11 protein-coding genes, 1 rRNA gene, 2 pseudogenes and 1 other annotated feature are annotated in these 14415 nt (G+C 35.6%); of the genes and pseudogenes, 5 read left to right on the top strand and 9 right to left on the bottom strand.

Annotated features, from left to right (window positions below; translation table 11 throughout):
* The 4 genes from G577_RS0107965 to G577_RS0107950 form a co-directional block, all read right to left on the bottom strand.
* A 16S ribosomal RNA gene (locus tag G577_RS0107965) occupies positions 1-196 on the bottom strand; the annotation flags it as partial.
* A 553-nt stretch (positions 197-749) separates the two neighbouring features.
* Positions 750-2774, bottom strand: coding sequence for a DNA mismatch repair endonuclease MutL (mutL, locus tag G577_RS0107960; RefSeq protein WP_028790764.1), 2025 nt, complete (start codon positions 2772-2774; stop codon positions 750-752).
* A 16-nt stretch (positions 2775-2790) separates the two neighbouring features.
* Positions 2791-5376, bottom strand: coding sequence for a DNA mismatch repair protein MutS (mutS, locus tag G577_RS0107955; protein ID WP_028790763.1), 2586 nt, complete (start codon positions 5374-5376; stop codon positions 2791-2793).
* Between the two features lie 36 nt (positions 5377-5412).
* On the bottom strand, positions 5413-6210 hold the full coding sequence (locus G577_RS0107950) for a TIGR00282 family metallophosphoesterase (protein WP_028790762.1): 798 nt from the start codon (positions 6208-6210) through the stop codon (positions 5413-5415).
* A 284-nt stretch (positions 6211-6494) separates the two neighbouring features.
* On the opposite strand from G577_RS0107950, the gene G577_RS0107945 reads away from it, so the two are divergent.
* Both G577_RS0107945 and G577_RS0107940 read left to right on the top strand, forming a co-directional pair.
* A complete protein-coding gene (locus tag G577_RS0107945; protein ID WP_028790761.1) occupies positions 6495-6698 on the top strand; it encodes a helix-turn-helix transcriptional regulator in 204 nt (67 codons plus the stop codon).
* 1 nt (position 6699) lies between these two features.
* On the top strand, positions 6700-7392 hold the full coding sequence (locus G577_RS0107940; protein WP_028790760.1) for a DUF3169 family protein: 693 nt from the start codon (positions 6700-6702) through the stop codon (positions 7390-7392).
* Positions 7393-7467: 75 nt separating this feature from the next.
* On the opposite strand, the gene G577_RS0107935 is transcribed toward G577_RS0107940, so the two are convergent.
* The 3 genes and pseudogenes from G577_RS0107935 to G577_RS0107925 form a co-directional block, all read right to left on the bottom strand.
* A complete protein-coding gene (locus G577_RS0107935) occupies positions 7468-8268 on the bottom strand; it encodes a Cof-type HAD-IIB family hydrolase (protein ID WP_028790759.1) in 801 nt (266 codons plus the stop codon).
* Positions 8269-8352: 84 nt separating this feature from the next.
* A pseudogene (locus tag G577_RS11285) lies at positions 8353-9483 on the bottom strand (5-methyltetrahydropteroyltriglutamate--homocysteine S-methyltransferase).
* A gap of 49 nt (positions 9484-9532) precedes the next feature.
* Positions 9533-9775: a binding site (T-box leader), on the bottom strand.
* A gap of 78 nt (positions 9776-9853) precedes the next feature.
* Positions 9854-10651: a formate/nitrite transporter family protein gene (locus G577_RS0107925; protein WP_028790758.1), complete on the bottom strand. Its 798-nt coding sequence runs from the start codon at positions 10649-10651 to the stop codon at positions 9854-9856.
* A gap of 381 nt (positions 10652-11032) precedes the next feature.
* Between G577_RS0107925 and rpsD the strand changes: the two genes are divergently transcribed.
* Complete coding sequence (gene rpsD / locus G577_RS0107920) at positions 11033-11644, top strand: 30S ribosomal protein S4 (protein WP_028790757.1); 612 nt, start codon at positions 11033-11035, stop codon at positions 11642-11644.
* Between the two features lie 179 nt (positions 11645-11823).
* Positions 11824-12366 (top strand): biotin transporter BioY, encoded by a 543-nt coding sequence (locus G577_RS0107915; RefSeq protein ID WP_028790756.1) that lies wholly within the window; start codon positions 11824-11826, stop codon positions 12364-12366.
* A 24-nt stretch (positions 12367-12390) separates the two neighbouring features.
* Here G577_RS0107915 and G577_RS0107910 read toward each other — a convergent pair whose 3' ends face one another.
* Both G577_RS0107910 and G577_RS0107905 read right to left on the bottom strand, forming a co-directional pair.
* Entirely contained in the window at positions 12391-12990 is a 600-nt protein-coding gene (locus G577_RS0107910) for a DUF1054 family protein (RefSeq protein ID WP_028790755.1), read from the bottom strand.
* A gap of 17 nt (positions 12991-13007) precedes the next feature.
* Complete coding sequence (locus tag G577_RS0107905) at positions 13008-13898, bottom strand: metallophosphoesterase (RefSeq protein WP_028790754.1); 891 nt, start codon at positions 13896-13898, stop codon at positions 13008-13010.
* A gap of 319 nt (positions 13899-14217) precedes the next feature.
* On the opposite strand from G577_RS0107905, the pseudogene G577_RS0107900 reads away from it, so the two are divergent.
* A pseudogene (locus tag G577_RS0107900) lies at positions 14218-14415 on the top strand (ISLre2-like element ISTeha1 family transposase); the annotation flags it as partial.

The following is a 14415-nucleotide window of genomic DNA, read 5'->3' as shown; positions in this document are numbered from 1 at the left end:
AAAAAAGGCCTATGCGGTATTAGCACCTGTTTCCAAGTGTTATCCCCCGCTGCTGGGTAGGTTCCCCACGTGTTACTCACCCGTCCGCCACTCTGCCACCTCTTCCCCCCGAAGGGGAACAGGGGCAGCGTTCGACTTGCATGTATTAGGCACGCCGCCAGCGTTCGTCCTGAGCCAGGATCAAACTCTCATCTTGAGAATTCGATCGATCAACACACCGTTGATCATTGTGCTCTTCAAACGTTTGCGTTTGTTTGTTTCTTGTGTTTGCCTCATTTGAGGCGCCCTACACATTGGTTCGTTGGTTGCTTTGTTCAGTTTTCAAAGGTCTACAATGTTAGCTTTTTAATATTAACATTTATTTTAAATGACGTCAACAATTTGCTCTTTTAACAAAAAACAATGTGACTTATTTACAACTCGTTCAGTATAACAAGCAATATTTTATTTGTCAATCATATTTTTTTCTTTTTATAATTCAAAAAGATGAGCTAGTCAAAATAAACCAGTTGTTTTCGACAACGATATATACTTTAGCATCTCATTCATTGTAAAGTCAATAATAAATTTCATATTTTTTCATTGCACAAAAAGCGTTGTTCCACCTAATGATAAGTAAAAAATATCCGAACTATAAAAAAGGTTTCCTTCTAAGTAAGTCTAGCTAACAAGTCTACAAACTTTAGTGAGCTTCATCAATTATAATCCGAATATTTTTAACCAGATTTTATATTACAATTCCTCTACTATCAATGAGGATCCTGAATACGTTTGAACATACGTTCCATATCATAATTATCAAAATGAATCAGAACCGGTCTTCCATGAGGACAATTAAAAGGATTTTCGCATTCTGATAGATCTTTTAATAACGAGCGAGCCTGTAGTTCATTTAAATACTGATTGGCTTTAATTGATCTTTTGCAGCTCATCATAATAGCAGATTTTTCCCGAAACTTTTGTACACTAACCTCGCCTGTAGTTAAAAGCATATCAACCATTTCCCGCACAATTCCTTCTTCTTGTCCTTGTGGATACCAAGTAGGATGAGCTCGTACAATAAAACTATTCGGGCCAAATTCCTCTAAATTAATTCCTACACTTTGCAATAAATCTGCTTTTTCTTTTAAACGAAGAGCATCACTATTGGGATAATCAAGTACGATAGGCACCAACATTTCTTGTAAATCATCTGAGACTTCGCCAACTTTTTGTCGAAAATACTCATACTTAATCCGTTCTTGCGCTGCATGTTGATCAATAATGTACAGTCCATCTTCACTTTGAGCAAATAAATACGTTCCATGCATTTGACCAAAGTACTCTAAATGGGGAAAGCGTTCACCCGCTGGTTCTTCTTGCATCATTTTTTCCATCATTTGCCGATTTTCTTTTTGATGAACATTGAACTCAGGATGGTCCAGCTGTGTCTCTTGAAACAAACGTTCTGAATACGTTCGTTTTTTTTCCACAGCTTCGTTTCCCGCATTTTTCCTTTCAAGCTCCTCTGCTTGACGATGATCCTTTGTCATATCAGCATTTCCTATACTATCCTCTTGAAGGTTGTCTATTTTTCCACTTTTATCCCCAAGTTTATCCACAGAGTTTTCCACAAATATGTCATTAGATTCATTGACATAAAAATCACCACTATTTTTATCATAAGCTAAGCTAGATGTTTTCTTCTCTTCTGTAAAATCCATCGCCAATTGTTGCGCGTTTGTGTTTTCTTGTTCTTCTTTTTTGTTAAAATTTAAATTATCCGAAGCATTAGGAATAAGATCTTCTTCTCTTAAACGTTCATTAATAGTCTTTGATAGTAATGACGTCAGTTCTTGTTCTTTGGATAAACGTACCTCTTGTTTTGTAGGATGAACATTAACATCTACTAATAAAGGATCCATTTCGATTTCAACGACTGCTATAGGAAAACGCCCTACCATTAACTTCGACCCATAGCCATTTACAATGGCTTTGTTTAACGCGAAATTTTTAATATAGCGTCCATTAACAATTGTTGATAAATAATTTCGATTAGCTCTAGTTACTTCTGGTAAAGTAATGTAACCACTAATTTTAAAATCCAAATCCTCTGTTTTGATTTCCCGCATTTTTTTAGCTGTTTGAACACCATAAATTCCTGCAATAGTCTGTTTTAAATCACCGTTACCTGAAGTTGACAACATCGAATTGCCTTCATGCACTAAATGAAAAGCAATATCAGGATGACTTAAGGCTAAACGGTTCACAATATCACCAATATGAGCTAATTCAGTTTGTAATGTTTTTACATATTTCAAACGAGCTGGAGTATTATAGAAAAGATTTTCTACTATAATCTTAGATCCTTGTCGTAAAGCTGCTGGCTGGTTTTCTTCAACTTTTCCTCCTCTTAAGTACAAATAAGTTCCTTGGATAGCTTCTTTAGTTGCAGTTTCTAAAGTAATTTCTGATACTGAAGCAATACTAGGCAAAGCTTCGCCACGAAAACCTAAGGTCTGAATACGAAATAAATCATCACGACTATGAATCTTACTAGTCGCGTGACGTTTGAAAGCACTTTCCGCATCTTCTGGACCAATACCAGCGCCATTATCTACTACCTGTATTTTTTTTAACCCTGCTTCTTCTAATACGATATCAATCTGAGTACTTTCTGCATCAATTGCATTTTCAATTAACTCTTTGACAACTGAAGCGGGACGTTCGACAACTTCTCCAGCTGCAATTTGATTGGTGAGACGCTCAGATAGCTCCAGAATTTTATCTGCCATTTCTTCCCCCTTCTTTCTATTCTTGTATTGATTGTTGCAACTCGTATAACTTGTTCAAGGCATCTAAAGGTGTCATTTTTACCACGTCTAGGGTCTTTAATTCGTTAAGAGTCTCAGATTCTTGATCAGTAAATTCATTGAATAAAGAAAGTTGTTGATTTTTTCCAGAATCTTCCATTTCAGAACTTTTTTCAGACAGGTTTTGATTTTGTAAAGTTTTCCCTTTTTCCAATGCCTGCAAAATAGAATCTGCCCGCTCTAATAAATCCTTTGGCAAGCCAGCAATTTTTGCTACATGAATACCATAACTTTTATCAGCGGGACCTTCCATCATTTTATGGAGAAATACCAAATCTCCATCTTTTTCAACTGCACCAACATGAATATTTTTCAACTGAGATAGTTCATCTTGCAAAACAGTAAGCTCATGATAATGCGTTGAAAACAACGTTTTCGCTCTAACGTTTTGGTGGATATATTCGATGATTGCTTGAGCTAAAGCCATACCATCATAAGTCGCTGTTCCACGCCCTAATTCATCAAATAAAACCAAGCTGTTCGGTGTTGCATGGGCTAATGCTTGATTAGCTTCCATCATTTCAACCATAAAGGTACTTTGTCCAGCAATCAGGTCATCACTTGCTCCAATCCGGGTAAAAATTCGATCAAAAATCGGCATAATAGCAGATTGCGCCGGTACAAAACAACCCATCTGCGCTAATATCACTGTTAAAGCAAGCTGACGCATATAAGTACTCTTTCCAGACATATTTGGTCCTGTAATCAATAAAATTGAAGTATCTTGATTCATCTCAATTGAATTGGCAATATATTCTTGAGAATCAAGCACTTTTTCTACCACCGGATGACGTCCTTCAACAATAGTTAACTCTTGTTGATCACTCAATGTCGGCCGAACATATTGATAACGTTCGCTAACAGTGGCAAAGCCTTGTAGAACATCGGTTTTACTGACCATTTTTGCCAAATTTTGCAGACGATCAATCGCTGTTTTTACCTGTTGCCTTACATCTAAAAACAATTCATATTCTAAATCTACAGACTGCTCTTCTGCTTCTAAAATTGTTTTTTCTAATTCTTTCAACTCTGGCGTAATAAATCGTTCCGCATTAGCTAATGTTTGTTTTCGTTCGTAAGTACCTTCTGCTAAGTTGCCTAAATTTGCCTTAGTTATTTCTATATAATAACCAAAAACACGATTGTAACCAACTTTCAGGTTTTTTATACCTGTTTTTTCTCGTTCTTTGGCTTCAAGTTCAGCAATCCATTGTTTGCCATTACGCATCGCTTTTCTGTATTGATCTAATTGTTGACTGAAACCATCTTTAATAACATTTCCTTCCGTAATTTCTACGGGAGCCTCTTCATTGATAGATTGAGCAATAAGTTCTACTAAATCTGTCATAGGTTCCAAGTTATTTAGCGTTTGTGTCCATTCTCCTTGATCAATCCCTTGTAAAACCGTGCGGATAGCAGGAATTTGTTCTAATGAAGATTTTAATTGTAACAAATCTCGCCCGTTCACATTGCCAAAAGCAACTCGCCCAGCTAATCGTTCTAGATCATAGACCTTAGTTAACGCTTCTTTCAAATCCTCCCGTTCAAAAAAAGCCTGTAGCAAACTTGCTACTTGATCTTGTCGTTTTATAATTTCATTTTTCTGCATTAATGGGCGATCGAGCCATTGTTTTAAAAGTCGACCCCCCATTGCTGTTTGAGTCTCATCTAAAAGCCACAAAAGCGTACCATGTTTTTTCCCAGTCCGAATTGACTGACTTAATTCCAAGTTGGCCTTGGAATAATAATCCATTTTTAGATAATGATCCACTTGATAACTTTGAGCCTTTTGAATATGTTCTAAGCTCCGCTTTTGTGTTAAAGAAAGATACTGCAACAATTTTCCTGTTGTTTCTTTTTCCAAATTAGAAGCAAGTTCACTTGTCAGAAATTGAAGTTCAGCATTAGGATCATAATCTTCTTGTAGCGAAAAAACAATTCCAAGACGTGTTTTCAATGTATCTTTTAAGGATTGTGGCACATCATTACTTGTTAAAACCATCTCTTTTGTCTTCAAGGAAGAAGCCTCGTTTAAAACACTTTCTTCGTCAGAGAGTGTCGTACTACATAATTCCCCTGTGGTTAAATCAACATAACTCAGTCCATAATGAGATTGATCAAAGGCCAATGCCGTTAAAAAGTTATTCTCTTTTGCATTAACGCCCTTTCCTTCCATCAATGTGCCGGGAGTAATTAATTGAACAACTTCTCTTTTAACCATTCCCTTAGCCGATTTGGGATCTTCCACTTGTTCACAAATAGCTACTTTATATCCCTGTTCCACTAATATGTCAATATAATTATTCGCCGCGTGATAAGGTACCCCGCACATCGGAATAGGATCCTCAGCATTTTTATTACGACTCGTCAAAGTCAACTCTAATAATTGCGCTACTTTTAAGGCATCATCATAGAACAACTCATAAAAATCGCCCAAACGATAAAACAAAAAAGCATCCTGATATTGTTCTTTGATCCTTAAATATTGCTCCATCATAGGCGTGTTTTTAGTCTTTTGAGGCATTAGTTTCTTCCTCCTTAATATGTATCATTCCCCTTTCTATGCTAAAAAAGGGTGATCTTCGTTAATTAAAATAGGTGCAATATTTTTTGTTTTTCCATTACGTGGGTTAATTTCAAGGATACAAGCAGATAAAATACTACGTCCATTCTCTACAACTTCAAAACGTTTAGGCAAAGCTGTTATAAATTTTTCAATGATTGGGTCTTTTTTCATTCCTAAAATAGCATCATAAGGCCCTGTCATTCCTACGTCAGTCAAATAAGCAGTTCCTCCAGGCAAAACACGAGCGTCATTAGTTTGCACGTGCGTATGGGTACCAACGATCGCAGAAATGCGTCCATCCAAATACCATCCCATCGCTTGTTTTTCACTCGTAGTTTCTGCGTGGAAATCAACAAATATATGAGAAGTTTTTTTAGCTGCCTGGGCAACAAGTTCATCTGCTTTAGTGAATGGGTCATCAATATCAGCCATAAATGAACGCCCTTGCAAGTTGATAACTGCCAATTCAACATTATTTACCTTAACAAAAACAATTCCCGTTCCTGGTGTTTTTTGGGGGAAGTTGGCTGGGCGAATCATACGTTTAGCTTCAGAAATAAATTCAAAGATCTCTCGATTATCCCAAGCATGATTGCCCAAGGTAACAACGTCAATTCCTTCCTGTAGAAATGTTTTATAAATCTTTTCAGTAATTCCTCTACCGCCTGCAGCATTTTCGCCATTAGCAATGGTCACCTGAGGCGCATATTCTTTTTTTAATTTTGGCAAATGTTCAGTGACTGCCTTTCTACCTAAGGAACCGACAATATCACCTATAAATAAAATCCGCACACAATTTCCTCTTCTCTTTTTTTCATCTTTTTCCTATTATAATCGTTTTATGTTTTAAAAAAAAGGTTTTGTCTCATTTGTAAAGTAAATCTTGGAAAAGATGGTTGAATAGATAGCTGTGATCTTGATACAAAAACGCCTCAATATCTTTATTTTTTACATATCATTTTGACTACTAAATTTTCCTTTATGACAAGTAAATTTGTCAATTTGACTCATTTACGTTACATTGAAGATGGAGATATTAAGTATGAGTTTTGGAAAAAATAAAGAGGGTTACATCTATGAAAACTAGACTCAGAGAATTGCGTGCACGCGAAAGACTAAATCAAACAGAACTGGCTAAAAAAGCAAAAGTTACGAGACAAACTATCAGTTTAATCGAACGGGAGGAGTATATTCCCTCACTACTAATCGCTAAACGTATGGCCAATATTTTTAATGAACCCATTGAAAAAATCTTTATCTTTGAAGAGGAGGAATTATAAAGTGAAAAGAACTGTAAAAACTATCTGGTATTTAATTATCGGAGCAGCTGTCGGCCTACTCATTTCAACTACAGCTCAAAGTATCGGGGGAGATGTTTCTACTTCTCGCTTCTACATGTGGGTCAGTGTTATATCGGCAACAGTAGCTGCCTTTTTGGTTATCTTAGGTTTCTTTCAATATCGTCGCTTATTAACAATATCCAAGGATTACACGAAGTATATGGATGAGGATTCCTATGATAAATATCGTTACAATAAACATAATGAAATTCAAATATATAGCATAGTAGGATTTGTTTTGTCACTGATTAGTCTTTCGATCCCACTGATCACCTATTATAGGCTAGCGGTATTTTTATTCTCATCTATCATTTATATCATTTCGCTAGTATTTCTTATAAGGTCAGCAAGACTTGTAAGTATACTCTATCCAGAACGAAACTTGCCTCAACCATCAGATAAAAATTATACAGACAAATTATTACTAGCATCTGATGAAGGGGAACGACATATTATGATGACCGCCCTTTATAAAACATTCTCTCTCACTCAAATTGGGATATTTGTTGGTATTCTCCTATTGATAACTTATTCAATGTTCACTGGTGAATCACAAATTTTCAGCGTTATTGTCTTAGGTATCATTATGATTGTCTCTCATATGAAATATTATAGTGAAATCAAAGAAAAATAAGTAAAAGATCAGGCGTTCCTTATAAAAAATCTTGTAAAACCGGAAAAAACTCCCGTTTTACAAGATTTAAATGATTTATGCTCTTTTTTCAATTGTTTCATTTAAAAAACCTAGTTCGTATAAAGACTGCCAAATACCATCGTGATCATTATCATCAGTTACACGATTGGCATACTCAGTAACTTCTTCAGAAGCATTCCCCATGGCAATTCCACAACCGGAAGCTTGTAACATTTCACGGTCATTCATGCCATCACCAAACGAGACAATATCTTCTTGTTCAATCCCTAGGCGATAAGCAATAGTAAGAATCGTGGCTGCTTTTGATCCGCCCTTGGGTATCACGTCTACACCTTTTTCATTCCAACGTACAAAAGATAAGTTTGGATATTTATTATCGAAATAATGTTCCAATGAAGAATCATAGAACGCTAGCCCTTGATAAACGTCCTCTTTTTGTGGAAAACGGGGATCTAACTCTGGAACAGAAGAACCTACCGAACGCATAGCATTCTCCATATCTGTTAAATTAAATGACGTATTACGTTTGTAAGCATCAATTCCAACAAAGGCGGTGTCAACTCCTAAATCATTGGCTTCCTCTACAAAATGCTGCATTTCCACTTTTGGTAACAAATGCTTATACACTTGATTGTGATTCAAAAAAGCAGCAGACCCATTACACAAAATATAGTTATCAAAGGCTAGCTGATAAATCAAATCTTGAGCCAAAAAACGTGTCCGTCCTGTTGCCAATGTAACAAAATGACCTGCGCTTCTTAATTTTTGTAAAGCTTCAATCGTACTAGTTAAGGGTTGTTTATTTGAATCTAGTAATGTTCCGTCAATATCAAAAGCAAATAATTTTCGTTTCATTTTATTGCTCAGACTCTCTTTCTTAAAATTTAGCTTCACTATTACTTAATCATAAATTTTAGAGAAATTCAATGACCTGATTTCCTATCCCCAAACTTCTTGAGTAATCGCAATAATTAACCGTAATTTTTCCCATTGTTGTGCTTCTGTTAAAATATTTCCTTCCTCAGTAGAAGCAAAACCACATTGCGGACTTAAGCATAGACGCTCTAAAGGTACATATTGGTTTGCTTCATAAATCCGGTTGATAATTGTTTTTTTATCTTCTAGCTTCCCGCTTTTACTTGTAATCAGACCTAAAACTACTTGTTTTTCTTCTGGTACAAAACGTAGCGGAGCAAAATCTCCCGAGCGATCATCGTCAAATTCTAAGAAAAAAGCTTCAACATTTTCTTTCCCAAATAACGTTTGAGCCACAGGTTCATAACCACCTGAAGAAGCAAACGTTGAATGATAATTTCCGCGACAAATATGAGTCGTTACATGTAAATCTTTCGGTAAATCTTTTAACGCGGCATTATTTAGCTGTAAATATAACTCTTGAATCTCTTGGAGATCGTAATCCTTATTGGTCATATTCTGCCAAAAACCTTTATCTACCAGCATCCCCCAAGTGCAGTCGTCCAATTTCACATTACGGCACCCTAAACGATATAATTCAAGGATTGTTTCACGATAAGCTTGAGCAATGTCTTGATACAATTTTTCGCGATCGTCATAATATTGCTCAACTTTTTCTTCATTTTTTCCTCGTACTAACTCTGTAAAAAATTGGGCTGGAGCTGGAATACTTTGACGAACTTGCACTTCTCCTCCGGCCAATTCATTAGCGAATTCAAACTCCTTAAATACTGGATGACTTTGATTAAACCGTACTTTGCCAGTTAAGCGAGCAGAATCTGCACGCGTTTCTTCTCCATGAAAAAGATAGCCTTGCTCCATCATATTATGCTCAACGCCATTAAGTCCCCAGAAAAAGTCTAAATGTCAATAGCTACGTCGAAATTCCCCATCAGTGACATACCTTAAGCCAATTTCTTTTTCTTTATTAATGAGTTTAGTTATTTCTTGGTCTTCTACTTCTTGTAATTCTTGGTAAGAAATTTCTCCTGCACTATACTTTTCCCGAGCTTCTTTTAACACTTCTGGACGTAAAAAACTTCCCACAATGTCGTATCTATTTACTGCCCCTTGGTTTACTACTTGTTGACTCATGGTAATTCCTCCCTTTTTAATTAAAAAAATCCTTAGAAGATCATGATCTTCTAAGGATGTCATCAATATACATGGTACCACCTTGATTTGTAAAAATATTGCTATTTTACCTTTGTTTCCAATATATCTTATATTGGATTCTTGTTAACAGGGAATACCGTGCACTCCTAACTTTTTCAGAATGCCCACTCTAAAGCCATTTTCGAATTCGTCTTTTTCACTTCTTTTCAGCTAACGAAGTTCTCTTTTAGAAAAATGAAGCAAATTCTACTTTCTTTATCGCTGTGTTTTTTTATGTTATTAGGATAATAGCAAACCTCCGATAACTTGTCAATAAAATTCAGAATATTTCCATAACTTAGTTTCCCTATTAATCTACATAACTTGAACTTGTATTATTTAACCAAGCATATATGAGACCAATGACTAAACCGCCTCCGATGTAATTGCCCAACAAAGCAAATGTTAGATTATGAATAAGGCTTGAAACTGTCATGTTAGCCATACTTCCACCAAATGTAAAATACCCCAATGAAAAGGCCGGGAAATTAGCAATCACGTGTTCGTACCCTAGAAAAGCAAAAATAAAAATAACAAAAATAATAGCCAAAACTTTACCAGCATCATCTTTCATACGTAAACTAATTAACACAGCTGTATTTACAATAACATTAGCAAAAATACCTTCTACTAAAATTTGTAAAGTTGATTTTTCTAGCTTGCCAGCAAGTGAAGTAAACATATAATTATCAACGGATAAGTCTTGAAACGTTCCAGTTAATGAAATTAAATAGCCAAAAAAGATCCCTCCAATTAAATTAAATAAAATGCACGTAAATAAAATTTTACTTGCCATTTTGATATCTATCTTTTTACGATAAACACCTACAGTCATATAAAGCATATTGGAAGTCCCTAGTTCTGCGTTCATAAATAAAATCATAACCAAAGACCAACTAAACATAAACGCATATAAGAATCTACCTGAGCCTGGCGCTACTTCTTCTGCTTGCATAGCAGTTCCAAAGGCAATTGCTGTTCCTAAAGTTAAAAATAAACATGCTAATACAGCACGAATAGCATAACGTGTATAACTACTTTCTATTAACTCTACTTTTTTTAAAATAGAGTCGTCAATTTTTTCAAATAATGCGGACACCGGATCCATCTCTTTTTCACCCTTTACTATTTATTCAACACGGCTTGTCAGCCACTGTTCTATTTTAATGAGCCTAAATAATTTTGTAAAGCGATTTTACAATAAATAACATCCACCAAAAGGGGACACCTCTCTTATCTAAGACAAACAATAAATTTAAGAAATGTTATTATGATAAATATCTTGACAGAAAGCGAAATAATAGAGTATAATATCATGCGTGTAAAATAATGCAGCAGAAATATAATGATTCGTCACCAGTTCGTCGCCTTATACGGTTCAATTGCGTAGCCGCGGCTGCAAAGGTGAAGATTGAAGAGCGGACTACACGAATGATGAATATTTCATCGGATTATTTTACTCCAAAAAATATTATTGGAGGAATTTTCAATGTCTCGCTATACTGGACCATCTTGGAAAGTTTCCCGTCGTTTAGGTATTTCTCTATCCGGTACTGGAAAAGAATTAAATCGTCGTCCTTATCCACCAGGTGAACATGGACCAACAAGCCGTCGTACAAACTCAGAATACGGTTTGCAATTAAATGAAAAACAAAAACTACGTCGTATGTATGGCTTAACAGAACGCCAATTCCGTACGTTATTTGTCAAAGCAAGTAAAATTAAAGAAGGTAAACATGGGGTTAACTTCATGATCTTACTTGAACAACGTTTAGACAACGTAGTTTATCGCTTAGGCTTAGCAACTACACGTCGTCAAGCCCGCCAATTTGTAAACCATGGTCACGTTACAGTAGACGGTGGCCGTGTCGATATTCCTTCTTACCATGTAGAAGTAGGACAAGTCATTGGTATACGTGAAAAATCAAAAGAAATGTCTGCTATCAACGAAGCTGTTGAATCCATTGTAGGTACTCCTGCCTTTGTCAGCTTTGATGATGAAAAATTAGAAGGGTCCTTAACACGCTTACCAGAACGTGAAGAATTGACTCCTGACATTGATGAAGCATTAGTTGTTGAATACTACAACCAATTGATGTAAGATTTTAATTTAACGCTCAAAACCTCAGCCGAGGTTTTGAGCGTTTTTTATAAGTTAAAATAAAAATGAAATAAAATTTTCCCTCTTTTTTCGAATATTATTTACAACCAGCAAAAGTCATGCTATATTCGATTACGTTAACCAAATAAAAAATAAAGGTTTACGAAAAGGAGCGCATAATGAAATTAACTTTACATGAACAGTTATTGGCCGCTACTTTTGCTGGTATTATCGCTATTTTTTCACAAATCATTATTCCTCTTGGCATTGTTCCTTTAAGCTTACAAACGTTTATCGTTGGTTTAACAGTTACCTTACTAGGAAGAAAAGTAGGAACGTGGTCTGTTTGTATTTACTTTTTACTCGGAGCAATCGGTTTGCCCGTATTTGCTGGAGGAGGTAGTGGCGTAGGTTATCTTTTGGGTCCGACAGGCGGATTTTTAGTTGGGTTTATTTTTGCTTCATTCATTATTGGAACAATTATAAAACATACGGGGTACACTTACTTTAGTACGATTGTTGCCAATTTATTAGGATTTATTGTCGCCCTTTGCTTTGGTACCATTTGGTTAAAATTTGCCGCAGACATGAATTGGAGTGCTGCCGCCTCTACCGGCTTTTTAGGATTTTTGTTTCCAGAAATTATAAAAGCAGTTGCTTCAGGATGGCTTAGCGTTCTATTGATTCGACGTTTACCGCAAAAGTTTTTCCAAGCACAATAAAAAAGAGGCTAATTAGCCTCTTTTTTATTGTAGAAGTTCATAATATGGAATAAGTGAACGATAAGTTGCTAGCATATACTCCATTGCTTTTTCAGGCTCTTGCCATAAATGACTTTCTTTTTTTATTATTCGACCGATCTGAAACTCTCCCTTTTTTACGTCCCTTAGACGCTCTAATGCCTGTTTAACGTTTGTTTCCACCATAAACTCATAACGATTTTTCGTATGATCCATATTAATGACAGTGTCTTTAGGTAATTGAGTTAATAATAGATTGTTTTGTAAAAGTTGTTGCGCCATTTGTTCTTTCCTAGGCGGTTTATCAATAATAGATAGATACATAAAAACATACTCAGGCCAGATCCCTAATTGGAAATGTGGTTCCATTTTATAACCACTTTTTTTACTACTAATGGCTGACCACGTGTTTTCCGGAGGATAGACACTACGTCTGCGATGTTGCGCAATATGGATATAAAGAGTCTCTTCTAATTCTTTTTCCAACTCTTTTTTTATTGTCTCATCTATCGTTTTAAAGACTGGCTGAATTTCGTTGCGAATCGCTTCCATCCGTTTGTCTAAACCAGCAATATCAAAAACCTCAAAACTTTCTTGTGTAAACATAAGTCCTCCTGTTAAGTTTAATACTCAAGTAAAACCATCCCCTCTTCAAGTTCATTGAGAAAATAATATTTTTTGTATTCCTCAAACGCTTGCCCGTACTGTTTTACCAAAGTTCGTGCTTTCAGCGGGTTAAAAGTATCCGCTAGATGATTAGATAATATGAAAGAACGAGTCAAAAGCCACTCATAGTAGTATCCAAAAGGTCGACAATGATACCTCGTGCACTGTAATTCTTGCTCAAAAAAACGATGATGTGTATGTCCAAAGACAACTTCTTTTACATTAGGAAATTCATCCAGTACAGCGCCCAATTCTTTTGAGCCCAAAAAGGCATTCAATTGATTCCACCGCGCATATTTTTCGCCATGTTCAATAATAAAAGCTTTTTTAGGGACAAAATGCGTACTCAAAATAACGTTTTTTGTAGGAGGAATATTTTGTAGTGTCTCTTTCAACCGATCACAAATTGCAGTTGTAATTTCTGAGTCTGAGCCTTGACGTTCAATAAAACGATCATACCAATAAACTTGTTTTTTCCTGCGATACTCTTTCTCGTCAGCAAAAGGCACAAAACTATAATCATACCAACCATTTACACCTAAAAGTAAGGTGTTTTCTGACAATTCTTTTGTTTTAAAATTTAAAAAATGGGGATCATTAAAATCTTCAAAATTTTGTTGTTTTTGAATGTCTGCCATTTCATGGTTTCCCCAATGAAAAGTAGTAGGTATTTTTTGATCAAAAAAATGGACAACTTCTAAGGCTTTAGCTACTTTATTTGCTACATCCCCTGCAAAATGCAGATGCGTGATATTTTGCCTTTGTAAATAGTCACGCATAACGTATAGTTCTTCGTTTAATTGATTAATATCGGCATGTAAATCTGATATAATTGCTAATTTTCCCAAATTCGTTCCCTTCTTTTAAAACTTCAATTCTAAAGTTAAATCAACCTGTCCCCATCTCTTGCCTACTTCCTTAAAGTATTCCTTATTATACGCAATTTCACGAATTTGTCTATGTGTAAAATTTATTACAATTTAGCTTTCCATTCCAATCCATAAATTTTGAATTGGAGGCACCATTGAAACCTCCCCTTAATAATGCAGTTATGGATTTGAATTTGCTAAGTGTAAAATTTATTGAGGTTTCCTCTAGACGAATAAAAAAGAAACCGTTACTCTATTCATTGGGCTGACAGGCACTAATGAATAAAGGCGGTTTCTTATGGATTCTATTGTAACAGATTTAGTGGAAGTAATGAAGAAGGAAAGAAATTTTTTAGCAAGAGAAAGAGCCATGATGATTTTTTTTGCGCAACTGATAGCGACAATCACCCAACTAGCTTTTCAAACGCTCGATGAAGAAATTTGTGCCCAATGGAAGAAAGAAGGCTTTCGCGTCGACCGCAAAAGCGAAAGAACC

This window comes from Tetragenococcus muriaticus DSM 15685 (genome assembly GCF_000423785.1).
In the GTDB taxonomy this organism is placed as follows: Bacteria; Bacillota; Bacilli; order Lactobacillales; family Enterococcaceae; genus Tetragenococcus; species Tetragenococcus muriaticus.
This window is presented reverse-complemented; position numbering and strand designations above follow the sequence as displayed.